Origin of the sequence: Ornatilinea apprima, from assembly GCF_001306115.1 — a bacterium.
GTDB lineage: Bacteria > Chloroflexota > Anaerolineae > Anaerolineales > Anaerolineaceae > Ornatilinea > Ornatilinea apprima.
Genome location: NZ_LGCL01000002.1, coordinates 116,456 through 140,391 on the forward strand (window position 1 = coordinate 116,456; position 23,936 = coordinate 140,391).

Genomic DNA, 23,936 nt, shown 5'->3' on the forward strand with positions numbered 1-23,936 from the left:
GTCATATATCTAATCAATAAGCGCCAATGCTGCGAATGACTGCGGGAATGGTTTGCATTAACAACTGCAGATCCAGCCAGATAGCCCAATTACGAATGTAATACATATCCAGGCGAACGCGCTCTTCGTAACTGATATTCGATCTGCCGCTCACTTGCCAGAGCCCAGTCATCCCGGGCCGTACGGTGAGCAAGTTTAGATCCCATTTATCGTACTTTTGCATTTCTTGTTCAGTAATCATTCTTGGGCCGACCAGAGACATTTCACCCCGTAATACATTAAATAATTGGGGTAGCTCGTCAAGGCTGAATTTTCGCAAGTATTTGCCTACTCGTGTAATTCGCGGATCGTCTTTCAATTTGTGGTTGGTTGCCAATTCTTCTTGCAAGTCGGGCCGGCTGGCCAAGATTGCATCGCCATTGACGTGCATCGTCCGGAATTTGAATGCGTCAAATTTGACACCATTCACGCCCACGACTCTGCGGCGGTGAATAATCGGCCCTTCCGAATCCAGGCGAATGATGATCGCGATGAGCAGGAGTAATGGTGATATGGCAATAATTCCCGGTATGGTGATAAGGTAGTCTAAAGCCATTTTTAGCGCTTTATCCATCCCGGTCAGCCTCACTGGGTTAACGCCAACCAGTGGCACATAAGCAAATTGGTTGACTGTGAGGCCGGTAGTCACAATTTCATAAAGACCAGATGAAAGCCGCACATTGACTTTACTGTTAACACCATAACGCTTGAAGATCTCAACCATCTTATCTCTTGAGGAGATGGCGCTGGACGCAAGGATAAGCTCTTCAATTTCAAAAGTGTTTAATACTTCATCAATCTGATTCAAATCTCCCAGACACCGCAGATTTCTCCAGACGATGGTGCCGGGTTTGATTTTTTTATCAATAAATCCTTTAATGTCAAACCCCGAGGTCTTCCACTGCAGCAGCTGCTCGGCCAGCAGCAAGCCCTCATCATTCGCGCCTAGAATCACCGCCGGGCTCAGGAAATAGCCGTATCCCCGCAGGTAATATACCAGCCGGCGCAGAACAAACCGGCCAAAACCGATGAACAGAAATGAAAAAGCCCATGAAAGGAACAACCATGCGCGCGCCAGGTAAAGCTCCGTAGATACAAAGCTGGCAATAATGACAACGAAAGCGCCAATGGTGCTCCCATTAAATAATCTCGAATACTCTTCGGTTCCACCTAGCAAATATGCGCGGTTGTACAGTCCTTTGATGGCAAATATGGCCAACCAGACCGGAATCAGGCATACCATAAAGATCCGGTAAAAGGTAAGCGATGGAACGACCCACAGGTTGAAGATCTGCAAATTCAGTTCAAAACGCACAAAATAAGCAGCTTGAAACGCCAGAACCAGCATGATGATGTCACTTGTAATGAGAAATATCGTGAAAGCCCGCCATTGTGTCCGGCGAGGCAATCGAAGAGCGCCACTGGTTATTCGTGGTTTTTCAATCGGCCGGGTCGCGATATTATCCGAACCTAGCAACGAGGAAGCCATGATCACCCCACTTTTTGTTTTATTCTTCTGTTAACAACTTGTACCCTAATCGGTCAAAATTCAGAATGAGATTAACATCCGGCGCAGCGTCCGTAAATTTTTTGCGTAGCAAATAAACCAGGTACTTGGTTCTGCGGCGCACCTCAGCCGAATCTTCTCCCCACACGGCGTCTCCAATGGTTTCGTAGCTCACAATCGCTGGAGAATGTTTTGCAAGAACAGCGAGTATGGCGAATTCCTTTGGAGTCAATCGAATCGTGTTTCCACTCAAAACAACTTCTTGAGTCATCAAATCAATCACCAAATCTACTTGCGGAAATACCAGCCTGCTGATTTCTTTCGGCTTACCAGCACGTCGAAGCACCGCTTTTACCCGCTCTACAACTTCTGCGTTATAGAACGGCTTAGATATATAATCGTCAGCGCCTTGTTTAAGCCCTCCCACAATATCGTCTTTTGCCCCTAGGGCCGAAATAATTATAACAGGAACTTTTGACATCTTTCGCATGTGATGGATTGTTTCCCATCCATCCATCTCCGGCATCATTAGATCAAGCAAAACCAGATCAGGCTCATATTCCATGATCTTCTTAATGGCTTCTTTCCCATTCGAAGCGCCCAGTACGTTAAATCCAGCTATTCGTAGTAATTGTTTGAGCAGAAAAATGGTATCGACTTCATCTTCCACAACCAAGACCTTTCGACGATCAATCGCATCCACCTGGTCTAGATCAATACCGGGGCCCATTGTGGTGTCTGTTACTCGTGCATGCGGATTAGTTTCCATTTTTCCTTCCCCATTTTTGAAAAAAAGCAAAAAAACGGCCTTTCGGCCGGTTTCGCTATTCAGCTCCCTGGACATTCCGCCCTATTTCCTAGAGCAAGCGACCAAATGAGAATACCCAGATCAATGCTTCCTTACGTAAAGCTTATTAAATTGTCTAAATAATTCTCTACAACTGTTTGCCCCCAAGAAAACAATAGTATTTATTTAGTATTCTATGGCTAATAAATCGGTTTGTCAACACCTATCTAGCTTTGAATTCCTGTATTTAGACTTATTTTATCCTAATTGCTTTGTGAATACAATATGGAAACTCCTCGTTCATATAGCACTAGAAATAATTCCTCTATTTCAACTATAACACAAATATACAACAATCAAAGTATAATTTTTAGATCAAAAATACGTGGAGGAAACTGGTTTCATGTCTGATATCGTAATTGCGCTTGGTGGAGGCGGAATCAAGGGAATCTCTCACATCGGTGTTCTTTCCCGTCTGGAAAAGGCCGGGTTCCGCATCCGAGCAATCGCAGGCACCAGCGCGGGAAGCATCGTAGGCGCGCTTTACGCAGCCGGCCTCTTGCCCGATCAAATCGCCAATCTAATCTGCGGGGTTGATCAAACTAAGCTCTTTGGCCGCAAACCTAATGATGGCCCATCTTTATTAGGCGTAACCGGGTTGACTGATGCTTTAAGTGAAATTTTGGGAACCAAAACCTTCGAAGAGTTATCCATCCCCTTTGCTTGTACCGCTGTCGATTTGCACACCTCGCAAGAGATTATCCTCAACTCCGGGTCTGTCCTAGACTCTATCTTGGCATCCAGTGCCTTTCCGGGAATATTTCCACCCCGCAGCGTGGGGAAAGCCTTGCTGGTAGACGGCGCGGTTTTAGACCCTGTTCCGGTTGCATTGGCTCGTTGGTTGCATCCTGGTCTGCCCGTCGTTGCCGTATGCCTATCGCCCCAACCCGAAAAATGGGCGCATCTCACCCCACCTTCAATACCCGCTAACTCGCCAATTCCCAAACCAATTTTCGAGCAGATATCAAAATTGAGAATCGCGCAATCGTTTCAAATATTCTCCCAGTCCATGGATATCATTTCGAGACAAATGGCTGAGCTTCGCATGCAGTCTGAAAACCCGGATGTCATCATCCGGCCGGACGTAGAAAAATATGGCCTTCTGGATTATGTGAACCCTGAGGAGCTGATCCTGGAAGGAGACTTAGCCGCGTGCAAGATAATCCCCGCCCTTCAGAAATCTACGCGATTTGTTGCAAAAATTGCTCGCACTCTGGCAGGCGAAGCCCGTTTGCCAGGCAAAAAGTTGGAAATTCCAAAGAGAGAATAAACCCATGCCGAAAGATTTGAATGAGTATCGTAAAGAGACGGATCGCAGGCTGATTATCGGCGGTTTGGCAATTTTGTTTATTGTTGGCGGTGGGCTGATTTACGTATTGTATGGCTCCGGCGCAGCTCTATCGGGGTTGCTTTGCGCCGCGTTTGGATTGTTTCCCATATTGGCCATTGTTTTGCTGTTCTGGCTTTTAGACAAATTCTTAAAGAACAATCAAAAATGACACAGCCATACACTTTATTAGAAAATGGTTGGATTTACCGAATACGCGAACCCGAAACAGGGGTGTCTCACGAAGTAATTATCCTGGTGCACGGCTGGACCGGTGATGAAAACTCCATGGAGGCTTTTCAGCATTTATTTCCAAAAAATGCCTGGCTGATTGCGCCACGGGGAATAGTTACAGCGTCGCCCGGTGGTTATGGGTGGACGCAGACCGATCTGCAGAGTTTATCTCCTTTTGAGCAGTTCAGCCGCCCGGCATCTGAGTTCCGCCATCATATCACCGCATTACTTCAATTTTTGAAGACATCCACAAAAAACGTCAACCTGGCTGGCTTCAGCCAGGGAGCTGCATTAATCTACACGCTCCTTCACCTCTTCCCAGATTGGGCCAAAAAAGCAGCCTGCATGTCTGGCTTTTTACCTCCAAACGCAGGCAGTGGTTCAGGCGCTCTTTCTAAATTCAAAGGGCAGGTCCTGATCACCCACGGAACAGAAGACAAGATGATCCCCGTCCAGGAAGCCTGGCGGGCAGCGGACGCGCTCAAACAAGCTGGCGTTCCGGTGTTAACCATCATCGAACCATCCGGCCATAAACTTGGGCCGGATGGCGCGAAAGGGGTAAAGCTGTTCTTTAATTCAAACTGAGTCAGTGCAAATCAGCCGCGTTGGGCGAAGGTGAAAATTCCGATCAGGATACCCGCACCAGCCAGGCCAATAATTAAAAGACCAACTGGCATCCTCGAAGAAAGCGCGATTCCCTGAATATTTTCATTAAATGTAGGAATGGCCAGCGGAGGTGGAGGTGTATAACTGGGCAGCCGAGTTGGCACATTGGTAATCACAAATTGGGCCGCCAAGGTTGGGTCAATGGTTGGCGTCACCAGAGGGGTTGGCGTTGGCGGGGGTTCTACAATCGCCAGGTTTCCAGGCGATAAATCAACTAAGGGCGAGTAGATCCAGGCAATACCACCCTGAACGCCTGGGTATTCAATCATGATCCATTCGCCGGCTACCGATTTCCCTTTGGCAGGCACCTTCTGCCCGGCCAATAACACGCCCACTTTGTCATAAAAAGTGCCTGGCCCATTGCGCACATTGACCTGTCCCTGGTCAACATCCATTTTCACGGTGGCAATAACCCCGGTTGGCGTTCCGGTTACTGTGGCGATGTCAACTGTGGGCATCTGATTGAGCGTGCCGGCCTGTACGTCAAAAAGACCGCTGATAGAGAAAATGACCAGCACCAATAATATGCTTACCGAAAGCATAATCGTTCGAAATTTCATCCTCACTCCATCCTGCGAATTTTAAGCTTATTGATTATAATCGAATTCATGGAGCAAAAAATCTTTCACGGGACAGCGAAACCCCATGATTTTGCGCGTGCTTTACATGGGAAATTTAATCGCGGAAATTTGCAAGTTCAACAGTTTGGCAGCGGTGACCATATCACAGTACAGATTGCTACCCACCGGTATGCCCGCGCCGGAGGGCAAACAGCGTTAACCATTTCCATGCAGCAGGTCGAAGACGGTGTATCCATCCAGATCGGCCAGCAGAGCTGGTTGGGGGTCGCAGCAAGCCTGGGGATCACCGCCCTGGCAGCCTTTCACAACCCAATCTCACTTCTTCAGCGCCTGGATCATATTGCCCAAGACCTTGAATATGTTCAGCTCACCGATGAAGTTTGGCGAGTGATTCAGGAGACATCGAAAAGAATGGGGTTGACGTATCAGCTTTCAAACACGCTGCGCAAACTGGTTTGCCCATATTGCAGCGTCGCCAACCCAGTAGGCGAGCCGAATTGCATCGCGTGCGGCGCTCCGCTTGGGCTTCAACAACCCACCACCTGCTCCCGTTGTGGTTTCGCCGTCCGCGCTGGAGCCAGTTACTGTCCCAATTGTGGAAACCGTATCACCGCCGGCTAGTCCTCGTCAACTGAATCAGATTCATATATCGGATTTCGCCAGGCCCTCGCATCTTTTTGGATGAATTCATCCGCTCCAGGAGGCCCCCATGTGCCGGCTTCGTAGACCGGTAAATTGGAGATGGGGTGAGTATTCCATCCTTCCAAAATACAATTAGTGTAAGCCCACTGCGCCACCGCTTCATCATGGCGGGTGAATAAGGTGGCATCGCCCAGCAGCACATCCAGCAACAGCCGCTCATATGCTTCAGGTGGTTCTCTTCCAAACGCGGTTTTATATCGAAACTCCATTTTTACAGGAGAGATCTGGTTAACCGGCCCGGGAACTTTCGCGCCAAAGGTCAAAGTAATGCCTTCGTCAGGCTGCAAATTGAGAATCAGCATGTTGGGCGCATCACCGGCCAGATTTTGCCAGTTGAATAGCGAGAGCGGCACCTGTTTGAATTGAATGACAATTTCAGTAAACCGCGAGGGAAGACGCTTACCCGAACGCAAATAAAATGGCACGCCCGACCAGCGCCAATTGTCAATAAACAAACGAGAAATCAGGAAAGTCTCTGTTGTAGACTTGGGATCAACGCGCTCTTCCTCTTTGTATCCCGGCACGCGCTTGCCGTCCAGAATTCCAGACACATATTGCGCCCGGTATGTATTTTTCAATACATCAAGGTCGCACATTGGCCGCAGCGCTCGCAACACTTTTACTTTCTCGTCTCGCACAGCATCGGCATTAAAAGCCACCGGTGCTTCCATGGCGGTCAAAGAAAGCAACTGCAACAAATGGTTTTGATACATATCCCGAATCACCCCGGATGAATCATAGTAGCCCGCCCGGCTGCCCACGCCAACCGTTTCCGCCACGGTGATTTGAACGTGATCCACGTTTCTGCGATTCCACAGCGGTTCAAATATTCCGTTAGCGAATCGGAACACCAAAATATTTTGGACCGTCTCCTTCCCTAAATAATGGTCGATTCGATAAACCTGGTTTTCCTCAAAAACATTCCGAATCTCATTCTCCAAATATCTGGCGGATTCGAGATCTCTGCCATAGGGCTTTTCCACAACTATTCGCGTCCAACCGCCAAACCGTTGATTGAGACCAATTTCACCAATCTGCCGGATGATTTCAACATAGGATTCTGGTGGGGTTGCCAGATAGTAGAGAACATTCTGGATACCTTCAGTTTCGAGCAGACGTTTCAGAGAAAGATAACCTTCACGGTCATCAAATGAGGCTTTTATATAATGAGAATGTGAGAGCAGCCGTGATACCGCTTCACCGTTAACAGGTTTTGATCGACTGAATTCATCAATCCCTTCGCGCATCTTTTCAACAAGAAATTCATCGCTCCAATCTCGCCGCGCAAAACCCACTAGATGCAGCTCTCCATCCAAACGGTTTGAGAGATCCAATTCATATAAAGCCGGCAGTAATTTTCGCCGGGTTAAATCCCCGGTAACACCAAAGATAACGAATGCTGTCCTAACAGCTTGCGCACTGTTGTTCATTAATTTGTCCATCCTCATCCAATGGAAGATCGGTATAACGAATATTGGATAATTATAGCATCCACAATTTATCCGTAAATGGCGTATGATAAGGATTGAACAATTCAATTTATTCAACGGTAAAAAGGCACCTGAAATGGAAAACGATACCCTAACCGCAATTCCCGGGATCAAAGTAGGACACGCCCAGAATGAGACCGCCATTACCGGTTGCACAGTCATCCTTTGTGAAAAAGGCGCAATCGCTGGCGTGGATCAACGTGGAGGAGCGCCCGGCACACGCGAAACGGATTTGCTGCGTCCCATGCATCTTGTTGAAAAAGTTCATGCCATTATGCTCGCCGGCGGGTCTGCTTTCGGGCTGGATGCTGCCAGCGGTGCGATGAGATTTCTGGAAGAAAAGGGCGTGGGAGTTAACATTGGTGTTGCCCGCGTCCCTATTGTGCCCGCAGCCATATTACTAGACCTGGCCATTGGAGACCCATCAATCCGGCCAGATGCGAAAATGGGCTACGCAGCCTGTCAGGCGGCCAGCGAAAAGGCAGTAGATCAGGGAAATTTTGGCGCAGGAATGGGTGCCACCGTGGGAAAAATGTTGGGACATGACCAGGCAATGAAAAGCGGTATTGGAAGCGCATGCATTGACCTGGGGAATGGACTCATGGTGGGCGCTTTGATCGCGGTTAACGCCTTCGGTGACGTAGTAGATCCACACACCAACCAGATCATCGCCGGGGCCAGAACGCTCAAGAAAGGTCCTGTTCAGGTAGGAAAAGAGGATTACTTCGCCGATACGCTGTTCACAATGCGCACCTTTGCCGGGAAGTCCATCCTCCAAATAGCCGGTTCACAAAACACCGTTATTGGGGTTATTGCCACCAACGCGAAATTGAATAAAGAAGAGGCCAACAAAGTAGCCCAAATGGCCCATAATGGGCTGGCCAGGACCATCCGGCCCGCACATACCATGTTCGACGGCGACACGATTTTCTGCCTGGCAACCGGCCAGAAAAATGCAGATGTGAACTTAATTGGCGCTTATGCAGTGGAAGCCGTTTGTCAGGCAATTGTCAATGCTGTGAAGTATGCAGAGCCAATGGGCGGCCTGCCTTCGGCCAAAACCAGAAATTAAGGGTTAGATTCTCATCAAAGAGTCAACCGCGTAATGTATAATAGGGAAGATTAATTCAACCTTAATTTATTTTATCCACCTCACCATCTTTTTCATTCTCGCGAAAGGAAAAATTCATTATGATAAAAATATTTGCAGACACCACCTCAAGCATTCCGGTTGATGTTGCAAAGTCTTTGGGGCTGGTCTACCTCCCGCAAATAATCATTTTTGGAGAAAAGACCTACAGAGACGATACCGAGCTGGATACGGCTATGTTTCTCAATCTGTTGAAATCATCTTCCGCATTACCCAAAACAGCCGCGCCACCGCCCGCTTTATATGCGCCCTATTATGAGGAATACGGCAAACCAGGTAATACGATCATCGTGATTTGCCCATCGGCAAATCAAAGCGGAACGGTTCGCTCTGCGAGCGTTGCGGCCCAAGATTTCCCCAACGCCGACATTCGTGTCATTGATTCACGATCCATAGGCGCCGGGCTGGCAAGCATGGTGCTTAAATCGCTGGATTGGGTGAAGGCGGGAGTTGAAGCAGACACCATTGTGCAGCGGCTCGAGAACATGTCTTTACGCGAAGATAATTATTTTGTGGTTGACACACTGGAATACTTACATAAGGGCGGGAGAATTGGATCAGCCCAGGCGCTGGTCGGTGGCCTGCTTCAAGTTAAGCCGATCTTAACAAACCGGGGTGGTTCTGCCTCTCCTGTTGAAAGCCAGCGGACCCAAAAACGCGCCGTCGCCCGCTTAAAAGAGCTGGTATTTGAAAAATGCCCGCCAACTTCCGAGTCAATGCTCGGCGTGATGCATGGAGACGCCCTTGAATTAGCTTCTTCACTTGCCCAGGAATTTCAAGCGCATTTTGGCTTTCCTGAGGTACCAGTATATAACCTGCCGCCCGCTTTTCTGGTGCATGCTGGCCCGGGCGTCATCGGGGTTTCATTCTTCACGAATTGATCTGCAATTTTCCTACAAAAAGGCTGCCTTCAATCGAGGGCAGCCTTTTTTTATCAACGGGTACGAAAATTTTCTACTTTCTCATCGCGCGAACCATGATTTCGGTAAGAACATGGTCTTTGAGCACGATCGGATTGCCTTTCATGCTGCTGGCTTTCCTGGATTTTTCGACAATCTCAGAAATGTCTTCACTGCAAACGCCAAATTCAGACAGGTAAGGGATACTCATTGCATCTGCCAGCGAACCTAAGAAGTTTACTCCGTCCTGGATCGTCGCTGATTCATTGCCGGTCAACCAACGCGCTACCTGCGTAAATCGCTTGAGAAACAATTGCTGGTTGCCGGCCTCTTCAAGTACCCATGCGTTCGTTTCAAACACAATCGGCAGCAGCCGTGCGCATATACTCCCATGCGGCGCGTCATACATACCACCTAGAACAGCCGCGAATCCATGCACCGCCCCCAACCCGGCATTCGCTAAAGACAACCCACCCAGCAGGCTGGTCCAAGCCATCTTTCGCCTTGCCTCAAGGTCACCACCATTCTGATAAGCCGCCAGCAGAGATTGACTCGCGGCTTGAATGCCAGCTTCGCAAAAGAGATCGGTCATCGCGTTTGCCTTACAGGAGACATACGGCTCAATCACTTGTGTCAGCGCATCCATTCCAGTAGAGGCAGTGATTTCTGGCGGCAAAGAAATCGTCAGTAGCGGATCAATCAACGCAATCGTTGGAACCATCCAATCGCTACGCAGACTGACCTTTACATGCTTGTCTTCCACCAAAATGACCGCGTTTTTGGTTACCTCAGAACCGGTACCTGCCGTAGTGGGGACAGCCAGCATATTCACGGTTGGATTCTGGAGAGGTTTCCCAGCGCCCACCACTTCCAGATAATCCAAGATGTTGCCCGGGTTATTGATCATGGCGGACACCGCTTTACCGCTGTCCAGCACACTTCCACCGCCCATCGCCAGCACGGCGCCGCAGTGATGCTCTTTGGCGAATTTTGTTAATTCTTCTATTTTCCTCATGGTCGGCTCACCATGAACAGACTCAACATAATATTCAACCCCAGCCGTCGACAATAATTCTTTCACGTAACTCAATGAAGGATGGTAAGCGCTTGTAACAAATAAGACAGGGGAGTCCCACGATTTGAGGATGGGAGCAATTTGATCAGCGCTTCCATCGCCAAAGATAATTTTCGCGGGGGTAAGTAAAGAAAAATTCATGCGTCCTCTCTTCGTACATAGACTTCATTAAAAATGATACCTTGCCGCGGCTCAGCCATCATATCCGCGACACGATCTCTCCAGCGCAGATAATGAGCGGTGGTCTTATGATCCTTCGCAGCATTCTCATCTTTGTACATTTCAATTAAAATGAAGTGAGTCAAGTCATCCGCCTGCTGCACTACGTCAAACTTAATTACACCAGCTTCGTGGTTTGAATTCTCTGCGTTATCCCGGCATGCAGACTTGAAATCTTCAATCCATTCTGGCTTAACGCGGGCATGCACCAATACGATATGCATTTTGACCTCCAATTGATAGAATGACCAATTTACCTCTATTGTATATAGATGAAGCAATAATTGTAGCCGATAAACCCAGCGGATTATTGTCGATTCCAGATGGTTACCAACCAGATCTGGAGAACTGCTTGGCGATTCTGCAGCAGTCTTATGGCAAATTATATGTCACTCACCGGCTGGATAAAGATACCAGCGGTATCTTGGTTTTTGCCCGGAGCGCGGAAGCTCACCAGATCATCAACTCCCAATTTCAAAACCGTCACGTCAAGAAGGTCTACCTGGCCTGGGTTTCAGGCGAATTTGAACAACAGCAAGTTGAGGTATCCACTCCGCTGCGCGTGAATGCAGACCGCAAGCACCGCACTCTTCCCGATCCGCAACGCGGAAAGCCAGCCGGCACACAAGTGCGGCTATTGGAAAGCAGGGATTTTGGCTCATTTGTTGCTGCTTATCCCTCCACTGGCTACACGCATCAAATCCGTTCTCACCTTGCTTTTATTAACCACCCAGTCTTGTTCGACCCCTTGTATAATCCGCTTTATAAACCGCAAAAAAATGGCCAAACCCACTCGCCTGAACAACGTCTGATGTTGCATTCCTACCAGCTCCAATTCGCACACCCCGCTTCTTTCCATAATATTATCTTCACTGCGCCTATTCCCGCCGATTTTCTTCCCCCGCTCTGCTCAACCGAATCTCTGCTTTAAGTAGTTCCTATTGCTCCCCTAACTGGTATGCATTATTACCGGTTTTGTTAATAATTTCTTATTGACATACAGGGCTCGTTTGTTGTATAGTGTTACTTGGTTTGTGGACATCTTTGGACAACCACCTTAAACGGGCGGATCGTATCCGCTCGTTATTTGCCTAATCTCATCAATGGATTTGCCGGATGATTAAAGTTTTTGACCTAACAAAAGCATACGGGGACAGAATTGCTGTTGACCGCGTCAACTTTTCCATCGAGGCTGGAAAAATTATCGGCTTCCTGGGACCAAACGGCGCGGGGAAGACCACCACAATGCGTATGCTGACCGGCTTCATACCCTCTACAGATGGGAAAATCCACATCGGTGACTACGATCTGGATACCCACCCCTTGGAAGCCAAAAAGCTGATCGGCTATCTTCCAGAGAACGTGCCGCTTTATACCGACATGACTGTTTTGGAGTATTTGGGGTTCATGGCAGAAATTCGCCAGGTGAAGAAGAATCGCAACGCCTGCATGGAGACTCTGGAAAAGGTTCAATTAGAGAATCGCGCAAACAGCCTGATTGGCAGCCTATCCAAAGGGATGCGCCAACGGGTGGGCCTGGTGCAGGCAATCCTGCACAATCCCCCTGTTCTGATCTTAGATGAACCCACGGTTGGCCTTGACCCGGCACAAATTTCCGAAATCCGTAAGCTGATTCAATCTTTGGGTGAGCAACACACCATTTTGCTGTCCACTCACATTCTTCCGGAGGTTCAGCAAGTCTGTGACCGCGTTTTAATCATTAATAAAGGCAAATTAGTCGCGGAAGACACCCCCGAGCAATTGCAAAAACAACTTCACGGAAATCTTTGCGTAAAAGTACAAATCGCGAATCTGAATCAAGAGCTCATCTCCACCGTGGAGCAATTACCAGGTGTGCTGTCGGCCAGAGAGACTGCGCCCAATTGGCTGGAAATCACCTTACAGGCCGATACAGAAATTCGTCCCCACATCATCCGCGAGCTGGTTCAAAATGGCGCGGAGATTCTTGAATTCAAACACTCTGTTATGGATCTCGAACAAATCTTCCTGGAGCTAACGCGAGAAGAGCTGCCCGCTGAAACAAACTGAAAAGGTCTGTACTTCAAATGCGCAATCTTTGGATCATCACCCGAAAAGAATACCGACACTATTTCAACAGTCCCATCGCCTACGCGGTCGCCTTCATGGTGCTGTTGGTGACGGGTATCATTTTCTATGCTTCCATCGCGAGGGCCGCTATGCAGGCTACCGTCCCCGAACCGCGATCGATATTAACCCCAATGATCTCGCTCTTCCTGTTCACCACCCCGGCCATCACCATGGGACTCCTTTCCGAAGAACAAAAGACCGGTACCATCGAACTTCTGATGACCGCCCCGCTTAGGACCGTTGATATCATCATTGGAAAATGGCTGGCAAGCTTTTTGTTTTTATCCACCATCGCCGCAATCCCAGTTATCTTTTTAGTTTATCTGAACTTTCTTGTCGATCCTGGCATTGATTGGGGCATATCGATATCGGGGTATTTGGGAATGTTCTTGTTAATATCTTCCTTTACAGCAATCGGTGTAGCCGCATCTTCCTTCTTTTCTAATCAGATAGCCAGCTTCTTCGCGGCCTTTGCCATTATCATGGCTCTATGGTTACTGGATGTTCCCGCCCAAACAGGCCCGGAATTTCTCAAAGCGCTCGACCTCGGCGAGCACTTCTACAACAGCTTTTATCAAGGCGTCATCAAAGGCACCGATATCATTTACTATTTATCCGTTACAGCCGTCAGCCTTTTTGCCGGCGTGACCTCTTTGGAATCTCGGAGGTGGCGCGCATGAAGAAATCTAATCAAAGTCACTGGGTAAATTTGCTGTTAACAGTGGTACTCTTCGCGGGAATCGTTGGTGTTTCCAACCTTATTTCGGTTCAATTGGACTGGCAGTTGGACCTTACACAAGACAAACTTAACACCTTGTCCGACAGCACCCTTCAAGTGATTCAAAGCCTGCCTCATCCTGTTAAAGCGAGCGCGTTTTATAGCAAGAATTACCCGACCACAACGGTAATTGCGCTGCTGGAAAATTTTTCCCGGAACAGTCAGGGGAAATTCTCTTACGAGTTAATCGACTACCAGAGAAATCCATTGGCGGCGCGAGAAATGGACGTGGTTCAAGATGCTACGATTGTGGTCACCATGCAAGACCGACGCGAATTGGTCCGTTTTGGCTCTGAACAAGAACTATTGGCCTCCATCCTTCGCTTGCTGGACCCATCTGAGCGAAGTGTGTATTTCCTCACCGGACATGGAGAATACAGCCTGGAAACCAGCGGAAAGGTAACCGGTTATGCGGCCCTACGCAAAACTCTGCAAGCGAAGAACTATATTGTTCGTGAATTAAGCCTGTTGGACGCAGCCAAAATACCCACAGACGCCCAGGCGATTGTCATTGCAGGTTACCAATCCGCGTTAACCACCCGGGAAGTTGACTTGATCGCCAATTACCTGAACAATGGTGGTTCGTTGGTGTTGCTGCTGGAGCCACCCAGTTTAACCCAAATTCAAGATGGGCAAGATCCAGTAGTGGAATACCTGGACAAAGAATGGGGTATCACAGCTGGATCAAATATGATCATTGACCCCAATGCCGACCCGCCTCTCATCGCCATTACCAACGCCTATAAAGATCATCCTATTGTGAATGTTCTGAACGACCAGCGCCTGACTACAATCTTCCCTACCGCCCGCAGCATCGAAATTGCGCGCGTGCCAGAGACCATATCCCATTCAGTACTGGCGGTTACATCGAAAAGCGCCTGGGCCGAAACCAATATGGACTCAATCACCAACAGCACTGCCATACCTGATGTTGGCGTCGATCCGCAGGGGCCGATTACACTAGGAATTGCAGCGCAAGAGTTCAACGCAGATGGGCGAATAGTGGTCATCGGCGACGCGGATTTTGCCAATGATGAATACTTTGATCGCTTTGGCAATGGCGACTTGATGGTGAACGCGATCAGTTGGGCTGTAAAACAAGAAGACAGACTGAATCTTAATCCCAAAAATCAGACCGTCCGCATAATGGTAACACCCACGCGTACGTCCATGGTTATGTTATTCATTGGCAGCGTCCTCTTGATACCGGGATTAATCATTTTGTTTGGCTTTATAAATTGGAATCGTCGTAAACGTAAAGGTTAAAAGATTATCATCTAATGACAGTTCTACCCAGTATTGTATTTGCCCATGAAAAATAGTATTCTGGTTAGTAGACAAATGCCATTAATGTGTCTAAAATAATCATTTGCGTTAAGTCATAAATTTGGAAAAAAAATACTTCGAAATCGAAGAGGAAATGTTCTTTTAAGATGGAAAACGATTTGATTGGTGTTGTTGAAGACGAGGAATATCCTGCAATTGCGCGGTTGATAGAGTTGGGACGTCAAAAGTCTTATGTGACGATTGACGATATTTTGCATTTCTTCCCAGAAGCTGAGCAAGATGTGGAGCAGTTGGAAGAAGCTTTTGCGGCCTTAATGAGCGCCGGTATCCCCTATCTAGAAGACGTATCAGCCGAAGAGCCGCCAGAAGACGAGCTTGACCTGGAAAGCGAAAAAGAGCATGAAGAAGAAGATGATGATCGCTCTCCAGATGATCTGGCGCATATCGATACTGACGACACGATTGGTTTATATCTGAAAGAAGTCAGCCGTGTACCGCTGCTGACCGCTGAAGAAGAAGTGGAACTGGCCCAGCGGATAGAACGCGGGCGTATGGCTCGAGAAGAACTGGCGCGCGGAAATGTGAGCACCAATCGTCGGGTTGAACTGCGCGCATTGATCGAAGACGGCTGGGCGGCGCGCGAGCATCTCATCACGGCTAATTCCCGCCTGGTCATCAGCGTCGCGAAAAAGTACATGGGACGCGGTGTGCCCTTCCTGGACCTCATTCAAGAAGGCAACATTGGTCTCATTCGCGCCACTAAGAAATTTGATTACCGCCGTGGCCACAAATTCAGTACTTACGCCACATGGTGGATTCGCCAGGCGGTTACTCGCGCGATTGCCGACCAGGGCCGCACCATCCGCGTCCCCGTCCACATGGGCGATCAGATCAACAAGTTGCTGCGCGTCCAACATCAACTCACACAACGTTTGGGTCGTGAACCAGCCGTTGAAGAACTGGCCAAATCTTTGGATGTTTCTCCCAAGAAGGTAGAGAACATGATCCAGGTTGCCCGTCGGCCGCTCTCTCTGGAAACGCCAACCGATGATGAGGAAGATTCTGTGTTGGGCGACTTCATTGAAGACAATGAAGCCCTGGCCCCCGATGAGAGCGCGACCTTCAATCTGCTGCGACAGCACCTGGAAGAAGTGCTCAACACCCTTCCGCCGCGAGAAGTGCGTATTCTGCAATTGCGCTATGGTCTATTAGACGGTCAGGCCTATACGCTTGAAGAGGTGGGACGAAAAATGGGTGTAACCAGAGAACGCGTCCGCCAGATTGAGGCGCAAGCGCTCAGCCGGCTGCGCCATCCCGTGATTCGCCGGAAATTGCGTGATTATTTGGGGGAATAGAGAATTGCTAAAGAGATGCAATGCGACATAGCTGAGCTGTGTCGCATATTCTTTTTTATCATATAATATTAATGATTTCGATTGCTATTGCCATATTCGATGCGCCAGGTAGTGCGCAACCTTAGTTCGGAGGCAGATCATGTCGAAAATTTCTTTGCGGGCCTACAACCAGGAAATTGAAACATTAATTAATCGCGGTCAAACAGACGAAGCCATTGGCCACTGCAAATACATATTAAAAATATTCCCAAAACATATCGAGACCTACAAACTTCTCGGGAAAGCATATCTTGAAAGCCAGCGCTATGCTGAAGCATCCGATATTCTTGCCAGGGTGCTATCCGTCGTCCCAGATGACTTTGTCGCGCAAATCGGTTTAAGCATTATTCGCGAGGATGAAGGCAATCTGGATGCGGCGATCTGGCACATGGAAAGAGCGTACGAAATCCAGCCTTCTAATTCCGCCATTCAAGAAGAGCTGCGCCGCCTGTACGGGCGCAGAGACGGCATTGAACCGCATAAGATCCGCCTGACCCGTGGCGCGCTGGTGCGGCTTTATGTCAAAGGAGACTTATACCCGCAGGCTGTAGCCGAGGCAAAAAGTGCTTTGGCAGAGGACCCAGACCGTCTGGACCTTTCCATCTTGCTGGCCAAATGTTACAACCAGATGGGCAACAAAGTGGAAGCTGTGGAAACCAGCACGCGAATTTTAAAACGGTTGCCAAACTGCTTTGAGGCCAATAAAATCATCGCCTCGGCGCTCACAAAACCAGAAGAAGCCCGTACCTATCAGCAGCGGGTGAACGCTCTCGATCCGTATGAAGGCCAACTTAGCCCTGGCATGAATAGTGCGTCTGAAGTGCCCGACAATGCCATAACACTGGAACAGCTTGAATGGCAGCCCTCGATGGATATATCGATCCAGCCGGAATGGGTCAGCAACATGGGACTTCAGCTACCCGAAGAGCAGCAAGCCACCCCCGATTGGGCTACAGCCATTCCGGAGGAAGCGAGTATCCACGCAACAGGAGAATTCCTGGAGGATGAAACGGCTCAAGACGAGGAAGAGCCAAGCAGCGCAGATTTATTGACACCTCCGGCAGTCATCCCCGAAGAAACAGAAACCATTCCAGACTGGATGAGTCAGGCGGGATGGGAAATCAGCGACAGCCGAGCACAAGAATCGCAAATCGAAACAGCCGGGGTTTCAATCGTGCCAGAAGAGGAATCGGCCGGGATTCCTGAAATTGAAGCCGGTGTCATACCGGATTGGCTGAAAGAAATCGCCCCGCCTGAAAATGAATTGGAAACAGACACAGCTGAAGATTTGGAGAAACTGGATTTACTCGACAAAATCCTGCCTGCGTCCGCCGCTGGCATCGCAGCTGCCGCAACTACCGCCGCCGAAAACGAACCCGCACAAGAGACACCAGATTGGTTGAACGAAATCGTTCAGGGAGAAAAAGAGGAAATCACACCTGCGCCAGATTTTACAACCTGGGAACCAGCCGGGCAACCGCTTGAAGAAGAACAGGGACAGGAGATTCAAGAAGGGCTGGATTGGTTGGACCGCCTCGCAGACGAACATGGCGCTGAACAGGAGACCATTCTATCCTCAGAATTGGAGCGCATGCAAAATCCGCCTGAATGGATTAATCAGGCTCAACTGGAAGAAGAAGCTTCGGCAGAAGCTAAAGAGGCACAAATCCCCGATTGGTTGGACGAAAGCCAACCTTCCACTCCAGTCTCTGCAGACCAAGAAGCCGTTACCGAAGAGTGGCTGCTTTCCTCGTTCCTCACAGAAACCCCTGTTGAACAGCCCTCAGAAGAAATCGAGACAGCCGCCCCAATATTGGGTGTGGAAGAACCCCAGTCGGCGGAAATTACCCCCCCTACCGCTGCGGAGCTGATCGATGATGCAGCCAGCCATGTTGAATGGAGCAGCGACGCCGCCGAGCAGCTCGTAGATGACCAACCTGGCCAGATCAAAGAAGAGGAGAATGATGCCTTCTCCTGGCTTGAGTCCCTGGCAGCCCGTCAGGGCGCCGACGAAGCCACACTGGTCACCAACCCTGAGGAACGCGAGACTGAAACGCCCGCCTGGCTATCCGAGTTTACCGAAGAAGCCCCCGAAACCGAATCACAAACGCCAGCAGATGCCATTAGCCCACTGCCGGCATGGATGGAAGAGCCAGCCGATTTTGGGATGCCCGCTGATGAAGAATCCGAACCAGTTCAGGCGCAAACAACGCCAGAGCCCGCAATAGAGCCACCAAGCGAAGTAGCCGTTAGTGAGACTCCGGCAGAAGTTGGTAAGCCCCTGGATATTGACAACGATGCGCTGAGCTGGCTGGAAGCCCTGGCAGCAAAACATGGCGCCAATGAAGGCGAATTGGTCAGTGACCAATCGACTCGCTCTGAAGTGCCGCCGGAATGGATTAAAGAACTTACCGAGACCCAAGAAGCAGCAGCATCGGCGATTGAACCAACGCGCGTACAAGAACCAGATAGCCAACTACCAGATTGGATTCGCGAACTGGAAGCCGAAGAGCCCACCGCGCAGGTAGAAGAAGAAATCACCGCGCCCGAGATTTCTGAAGAAATTTTCGTAGCACCCAACGAGGAGCGCGAAGAGACAGAAACAACTGCCTGGTCAAGCGATATTTCTGCTGCCGCCCCGGCAACAGAAGAGATTGCCCAAGATAGTGCGGCAGAGTTGCCGGATTGGCTAAACCTGGAAGGTGATATTCCCGGTGCTGAAGCAGGCCAGGAAAAGGGCCAGAGTTTGGAATGGTTAAACGCCATCCCTACTTTGGAAGACCAAGAAACACCCCAAGAGATTTCTGAAATCCTGAGTGAAGAAGCCGTAGAAGAAGCTGACTTGTTGGACACTGAAGAGCAATTCTTAACGCCTCTCTCATCCGCAGAAGGTGTGCCCACGGGCGATCTACCAGATTGGCTGCAACAGTTGGATAATGAAGTGGGTGATGAAATCGCTGATTATTCCATGGAATTAACCGAAAGCCCCACCGTTCCGGATGAGGAAATCATTTCAATTTCAGAAATAATATCAGCGGAGCCCACGCAAGAATTCGCATTGCCCACCTCCATCCTGGAAGAAACACGCCATCAAATGGCAGCAGGTGAAATCGACGCGGCTTTAGAGCAGTATGCCGCCCTGATCGAAAATGGCGACCAGTTGGATGAAGTCATTGAAGATTTGACGGAAGCCAGCTACCGCCACCCGCTGAATGCAGGAGTTTTACAGGCGCTGGGCGACGCATACGCAAAGATTAACCGCGTCAAAGAAGCCTTGGATGCCTACACGAAGGCAGAAGAGCTCTTGCTGCGATAACTCTCATCGAAACCTTATTGGAGGAACATTTTGGAACAAACCTTTGTATTGATCAAACCCGACGGAGTACAGCGCGGATTAATGGGTGAAATTATCTCCCGCCTGGAAAAACGCGGCTTGAAACTGGTTGCCGCAAAGTTCATGCGCGTTAGCCAGGAACTGGCAGAAACACATTACGGCGCCCACAAAGGAAAACCTTTCTACAATGGGCTCATCAAATACATCACCTCTGCGCCCGTTATGGCAATGATCTGGGAAGGCCCTGGCGCGATAGCGTTGGTACGCCAGACAATGGGTGCCACAAATCCCGCGGAAGCGGACCCCGGTACTATCCGCCACGATCTCGCAATCGTCACCAGCCGCAATCTTACCCACGCTTCCGATGGGCCAGAAAGCGCCGCCGCTGAAATCGCTTTATGGTTTTCAAGCGACGAAGTTCTTTCATGGGATCGCAGCGTGGAAGATTGGATAACCGGAAAAAATTAGTCCTGGAAAATTGCCTAAAGAAAGGAGCAGGGATTCTTGCTCCTTTTTTTCATGAATCATTGACGGTTCCCCCTTCCTATGATAAACTATGGATCGTTCGGGGGCGTGGTGTAGCGGCTAACATGCGGCCCTGTCAAGGCCGAGATCGCGGGTTCGAACCCCGTCGCTCCCGCTGAACTTCATACGCTAAACTGGAAAAAATCATTCCTCTTTAGCCAAAAAAGCGAAATGCCCAGAAGAATCTGGGCGTTTCTTGCTTTAATGATTCAGCTTTTGTTCCTTGCGGAATTTGAGATCATCAATTTCGCTTTCCTTTACATCATGCCATTCCAGGCTCTACCGTCAAAGCCCCCATCCTCAAATGATTGAAAAATAGACAACCTCTTGTAGACCGTCTTCATCAAAACGGTCTATGATGAACAATCATTAACTTTCCAGATATTCCCAACATTTTGCACCTGTCTCTACTCATTAAAAACCAAGAATACCCAATAAGAATGACTCATAGGACTATTTTGTGGATATTTCGTACAAAGATTGTATACATTATTGCATAAGGCAGAAAACTCAATTAACATAAGTTCAATACATTCGGAAAGAATTTCTTACAAGATCTCTGGGTGAAATGATGTCAGATCAAATTCAAATTAAGGACTTACTGCTACGCACCATCATCGGAATCAATGAGGATGAACGCATTAATCCACAGGATATTTTGATCAACTTAACCCTGTTCACGAATACGCGAGCTGCTGGGGAATCGGATGATATTGCAGACGCAGTCAATTATCGCTCAATTACCAAGCAAGTCATCGCGCTAGTTGAGACGTCGCGCTTCTATTTAGTAGAGAAAATGGCTGCTGAAATCGCGAAAGTATGTCTGGAGAATCCTCAAGTGGAAAAAGTACGAGTAAGCGTCGAAAAACCAGGGGCTTTGCGATTTACCCGGTCTGTTGGTGTAACCATTGAACGAGGAAGAAATGAACAATAAGTATTCCTCTATCAACCAGGCATTTTTATTACTGGGTTCAAATATTGAGCCGGAAAAGAATTTGCCAAAAGCTGTTAAATTGCTCTCCCAATACGGACACATCAGGAAAGTGTCATCCGTTTGGCAGTCTGCGGCAGCAGGATTTACCGAGCAGCCAGATTTTTTGAATGCCGCCATGCTTTTGGAAACAGATTTATCTCCAGATGCGCTTCGACGGCAAGCTATACATACTGTGGAGGATTCGTTGGAGCGGATTCGAACAGAAAACAAGAATGGGCCACGCACCATTGACATAGACATTATTCTTTTCAATCGTGATGTTCTTAATCTTGGTACCAGGCACATTCCTGATCCAGATTTGCAGGAGCAGTTGTTTGTTGCAATGCCCCTAGCGGAAATCGCGCCAGACTATTTGCATCCTGAATTAAATCAAACCTTAGAAGAAATTGCACATCAACTTTATCCTAAAGCAGAAGCGATTTTCCGAAGAGATGATGTGAAATTGGTATGACACGCATTAATTATGGAACCAACCACTTCTGATTTTCTGCTGGTGCCATCTTGGATGAAGAATAACCAACCAGGATTAGGCCTGAGAAAATTAGATAATCTTGAACAAAAAAAGGGAGTAAAAATGACTACGATAAACCATCCAAATTTTGGAAATATCGCCAAAAACCAATTATCCAGGAATGGAAAAAATGGTAATGGTAATGGTAATGGAAAGAACCATGATCGTCATGAAGCAATAAAAATGTCCGTTCATGATTTGTTAACCAATATCGGCGAAGATCCTGAACGAGAAGGGTTATTAAACACCCCCGACCGCATCGCGCGGATGTATGATGAACTGACTGCAGGCTATCACGTTGACACAGAAAAGCTGATTAATGGCGCCCTTTTCAATGTTGACTATGACGAAATGGTGATTGTCAAAGACATTGAATTTTATAGCCTATGTGAACATCACATGCTTCCGTTCTTTGGTCGCGCCCATGTCGCATATATCCCTGATGGCAAGGTGATTGGGTTAAGTAAAATACCTCGAATCGTTGAAATGTTTGCCCGGCGATTGCAGGTACAAGAAAGAATGACAAAACAAATTGCCGACTTCATCAAAGAAACCATCCAACCAAAAGGCGTTGCGGTAGTTGTTGAAGGGGTGCATATGTGCAGTATGATGAGGGGCGTAAAAAAGGCTGAAGCGAGCATGATCACCAGCGCATATTTGGATCAACTAAAGAATAACCGGGATTTACGTACTGAATTTATTGACCACATTAACAGCCGACGTTCGATGGACTGAGTAAAGAGACTGGTTATTGTATGCGATTGGATATTTCGGTTTGTTCATCCCCTTTGCTTCTTGAAGGAAATTAGCCAAAATGGATGAATTGATTACTCAGCTTTATCCCCTCCCATCATCTGAGAGGCAACTTAAAGGGCTTTACCTGTCCCACAATCTTCGTCAATACAGCCATGTGAGCAAGAAACCGTTTGTATATGCGAATTTCATTGTCAGCCTCGATGGGAGGATTGCCGTCCCCCACGAAGACGGAAACGGGCAGGCAGTTCCAACAAGCATAGCTAATGAAAGGGACTGGAGGTTGTTTCAGGAACTTGCCACGCAATCGGATTTGCTAATCAGTAGCGGGAGGTATTTACGGGATTGGGCGGCCGGTCGCGCGCAAGAAATTCTGCGGGTGGACGATCCTCGATTTTCTGACCTTAAAGGATGGCGGTTGGATCACAATTTACCACCCCAACCGGATATTGCCATCATCAGTAGCAGTCTGGAATTTCCTATTCCAGAAGTATTAACCAAAAGCCGCCGTAAGGTGATTGTCTTTACTACCAACAATCCCGACCTGGAAAGAGTGAAAGAAATCGAAGCGACAGCCGGAAAAGTGTTCGTCGCGGGAGACTCGAGTGTATCAGGGGAAAAGATGGTTCAACAAATGCATGAACTGGGTTACCATACCATCTACTCTGCAGCAGGGCCAAAAATCTTGCACTTGCTTCTCAAAGGTGGTGTCTTAGACCGGTTATATTTAACCCAGACCAATCGTCTGTTAGGAGGGCAGCCGTTCTCAAGTATTGTGGAAGGCGATTTGTTTGATGCGCCCATAGGTGTTAATCTTCACACTCTTTATTTCGATTCACATGGACTGGATGGTTTGGGGCAGCTCTTTATGTCTTATAATTTGGCGAATCAACCGATACCAAAATCGGAAATGAATCCTCAATAGATATGATCAAAAATTCGCGGTCTTAGGATTTGCATTCCCACAATTTTCCTTGACGTCTTGTAATCCTTCATGATAAACTATAGTCCCCTGGGGGCGTGGTGTAGTGGTTTAACATGCGGCCCTGTCAAGGCCGAGACCGCGGGTTCGAATCCCGTCGCTCCCGCTGCAACAAAAATCTGTTCAATAACGAACAGATTTTTTGTTTTAAGTTCTTTTTTCAATGGTTTATTGTATTTATATCTCCAATTTATCAGTATGGTCCTGGGTAACCCCTCTTTTATCTCTGATCGCGGGAGCGATCCTAAGAATCATCGTCGCACCCGCGAAAATATAAATTTCTTCTGCCTCCTGCCGTATATCCCAGGCTATAGCAGGTCTTCCATCATCTACTGCTATACTGCCGTGGTCATAGCTATATCTCTAGTAGAACTTAGTCCACATTATGAGACTGATATTGGGATTAATAGCGTGATGGACCAACAAAATTTATCCTTTGTTGGTCCATCCTATTCTCACTTACAACTATTTTTGAAAAGGTTTAACTTCTTGAACTGGAACAGCGGGGTGAAGCCGTCGCCGGTCCAGGCGCC

Annotated in this window: 23 protein-coding genes and 2 tRNA genes; 19 read left to right on the top strand and 6 right to left on the bottom strand. The window is 48.3% G+C overall.

Annotated features, from left to right (window positions below):
- Positions 1–13: 13 nt before the first annotated feature.
- Positions 14–1,528 carry a sugar transferase gene (locus ADN00_RS00525; protein WP_075060999.1) on the bottom strand — a complete coding sequence of 505 codons (1,515 nt, stop codon included), beginning with the start codon at positions 1,526–1,528 and terminating at the stop codon, positions 14–16.
- Between the two features lie 19 nt (positions 1,529–1,547).
- Positions 1,548–2,390, bottom strand: coding sequence for a response regulator transcription factor (locus ADN00_RS19620; RefSeq protein ID WP_152966199.1), 843 nt, complete (start codon positions 2,388–2,390; stop codon positions 1,548–1,550).
- A gap of 346 nt (positions 2,391–2,736) precedes the next feature.
- Here ADN00_RS19620 and ADN00_RS00540 point away from each other — a divergent pair, with 346 nt between their 5' ends.
- The 3 genes from ADN00_RS00540 to ADN00_RS00550 are packed head-to-tail and all read left to right on the top strand — an operon-like array spanning position 2,737 to position 4,539.
- The gene (locus ADN00_RS00540; protein WP_075061000.1) at positions 2,737–3,663 is read left to right on the top strand and encodes a patatin-like phospholipase family protein; all 927 of its coding nucleotides are present in this window, start codon (positions 2,737–2,739) and stop codon (positions 3,661–3,663) included.
- Positions 3,664–3,667: 4 nt separating this feature from the next.
- A complete protein-coding gene (locus tag ADN00_RS00545; RefSeq protein WP_075061001.1) occupies positions 3,668–3,892 on the top strand; it encodes a hypothetical protein in 225 nt (74 codons plus the stop codon).
- The gene (locus tag ADN00_RS00550) at positions 3,805–4,539 is read left to right on the top strand and encodes an alpha/beta hydrolase (RefSeq protein WP_152966200.1); all 735 of its coding nucleotides are present in this window, start codon (positions 3,805–3,807) and stop codon (positions 4,537–4,539) included. The genes ADN00_RS00545 and ADN00_RS00550 overlap by 88 nt, the downstream gene beginning before the upstream one ends.
- An 11-nt stretch (positions 4,540–4,550) precedes the next feature.
- Here the strand turns inward: ADN00_RS00550 and ADN00_RS00555 are convergent, their stop codons facing one another.
- Entirely contained in the window at positions 4,551–5,180 is a 630-nt protein-coding gene (locus ADN00_RS00555) for an SH3 domain-containing protein (RefSeq protein WP_075061003.1), read from the bottom strand.
- 129 nt (positions 5,181–5,309) lie between these two features.
- Between ADN00_RS00555 and ADN00_RS00560 the strand changes: the two genes are divergently transcribed.
- Positions 5,310–5,822, top strand: a complete 513-nt coding sequence (locus ADN00_RS00560) for a zinc ribbon domain-containing protein (protein WP_160317443.1) — start codon at positions 5,310–5,312, stop codon at positions 5,820–5,822.
- Here ADN00_RS00560 and zwf read toward each other — a convergent pair.
- Positions 5,819–7,333, bottom strand: coding sequence for a glucose-6-phosphate dehydrogenase (gene zwf, locus ADN00_RS00565; protein ID WP_075061097.1), 1,515 nt, complete (start codon positions 7,331–7,333; stop codon positions 5,819–5,821). The two genes, ADN00_RS00560 and zwf, sit on opposite strands and share 4 nt — an antisense overlap.
- A 136-nt stretch (positions 7,334–7,469) precedes the next feature.
- Here zwf and ADN00_RS00570 point away from each other — a divergent pair, with 136 nt between their 5' ends.
- Positions 7,470–8,465, top strand: a complete 996-nt coding sequence (locus ADN00_RS00570) for a P1 family peptidase (RefSeq protein ID WP_075061098.1) — start codon at positions 7,470–7,472, stop codon at positions 8,463–8,465.
- Positions 8,466–8,584: 119 nt separating this feature from the next.
- The gene (locus ADN00_RS00575) at positions 8,585–9,424 is read left to right on the top strand and encodes a DegV family protein (RefSeq protein WP_075061005.1); all 840 of its coding nucleotides are present in this window, start codon (positions 8,585–8,587) and stop codon (positions 9,422–9,424) included.
- A 73-nt stretch (positions 9,425–9,497) separates the two neighbouring features.
- Here the strand turns inward: ADN00_RS00575 and ADN00_RS00580 are convergent, their stop codons facing one another.
- Together ADN00_RS00580 and ADN00_RS00585 are read right to left on the bottom strand one after the other, a co-directional pair.
- A complete protein-coding gene (locus ADN00_RS00580; RefSeq protein WP_075061006.1) occupies positions 9,498–10,658 on the bottom strand; it encodes an iron-containing alcohol dehydrogenase in 1,161 nt (386 codons plus the stop codon).
- A complete protein-coding gene (locus ADN00_RS00585; protein ID WP_075061007.1) occupies positions 10,655–10,960 on the bottom strand; it encodes a putative quinol monooxygenase in 306 nt (101 codons plus the stop codon). Before ADN00_RS00585 ends, ADN00_RS00580 begins: the two co-directional genes overlap by 4 nt.
- A gap of 20 nt (positions 10,961–10,980) precedes the next feature.
- On the opposite strand from ADN00_RS00585, the gene ADN00_RS00590 reads away from it, so the two are divergent.
- From ADN00_RS00590 to ADN00_RS00650, 13 genes are all read left to right on the top strand, one after another.
- Complete coding sequence (locus tag ADN00_RS00590) at positions 10,981–11,667, top strand: RluA family pseudouridine synthase (RefSeq protein WP_075061008.1); 687 nt, start codon at positions 10,981–10,983, stop codon at positions 11,665–11,667.
- Between the two features lie 185 nt (positions 11,668–11,852).
- A complete protein-coding gene (locus ADN00_RS00595; protein WP_075061009.1) occupies positions 11,853–12,785 on the top strand; it encodes an ABC transporter ATP-binding protein in 933 nt (310 codons plus the stop codon).
- A 17-nt stretch (positions 12,786–12,802) separates the two neighbouring features.
- Positions 12,803–13,525, top strand: coding sequence for an ABC transporter permease (locus ADN00_RS00600; protein WP_075061010.1), 723 nt, complete (start codon positions 12,803–12,805; stop codon positions 13,523–13,525).
- Complete coding sequence (locus ADN00_RS00605) at positions 13,522–14,889, top strand: GldG family protein (protein ID WP_075061011.1); 1,368 nt, start codon at positions 13,522–13,524, stop codon at positions 14,887–14,889. Before ADN00_RS00600 ends, ADN00_RS00605 begins: the two co-directional genes overlap by 4 nt.
- Positions 14,890–15,056: 167 nt before the next feature.
- Positions 15,057–16,265, top strand: coding sequence for a sigma-70 family RNA polymerase sigma factor (locus ADN00_RS00610; RefSeq protein WP_075061012.1), 1,209 nt, complete (start codon positions 15,057–15,059; stop codon positions 16,263–16,265).
- A gap of 139 nt (positions 16,266–16,404) precedes the next feature.
- On the top strand, positions 16,405–19,620 hold the full coding sequence (locus tag ADN00_RS00615) for a tetratricopeptide repeat protein (RefSeq protein ID WP_075061013.1): 3,216 nt from the start codon (positions 16,405–16,407) through the stop codon (positions 19,618–19,620).
- Positions 19,621–19,650: 30 nt separating this feature from the next.
- Entirely contained in the window at positions 19,651–20,106 is a 456-nt protein-coding gene (gene ndk, locus ADN00_RS00620) for a nucleoside-diphosphate kinase (protein WP_075061014.1), read from the top strand.
- A 99-nt stretch (positions 20,107–20,205) separates the two neighbouring features.
- A tRNA-Asp gene (locus ADN00_RS00625) sits at positions 20,206–20,278 on the top strand.
- Between the two features lie 456 nt (positions 20,279–20,734).
- The gene (gene folB, locus ADN00_RS00630; RefSeq protein ID WP_082389780.1) at positions 20,735–21,097 is read left to right on the top strand and encodes a dihydroneopterin aldolase; all 363 of its coding nucleotides are present in this window, start codon (positions 20,735–20,737) and stop codon (positions 21,095–21,097) included.
- Positions 21,087–21,608, top strand: coding sequence for a 2-amino-4-hydroxy-6-hydroxymethyldihydropteridine diphosphokinase (folK, locus tag ADN00_RS00635; protein ID WP_082389770.1), 522 nt, complete (start codon positions 21,087–21,089; stop codon positions 21,606–21,608). The genes folB and folK overlap by 11 nt, the downstream gene beginning before the upstream one ends.
- 12 nt (positions 21,609–21,620) lie before the next feature.
- Positions 21,621–22,403 (top strand): GTP cyclohydrolase I FolE, encoded by a 783-nt coding sequence (gene folE, locus ADN00_RS00640; RefSeq protein WP_236691455.1) that lies wholly within the window; start codon positions 21,621–21,623, stop codon positions 22,401–22,403.
- Between the two features lie 79 nt (positions 22,404–22,482).
- A complete protein-coding gene (locus ADN00_RS00645; protein WP_075061016.1) occupies positions 22,483–23,346 on the top strand; it encodes a RibD family protein in 864 nt (287 codons plus the stop codon).
- Between the two features lie 89 nt (positions 23,347–23,435).
- A tRNA-Asp gene (locus tag ADN00_RS00650) sits at positions 23,436–23,509 on the top strand.
- Positions 23,510–23,936 lie beyond the last annotated feature (427 nt).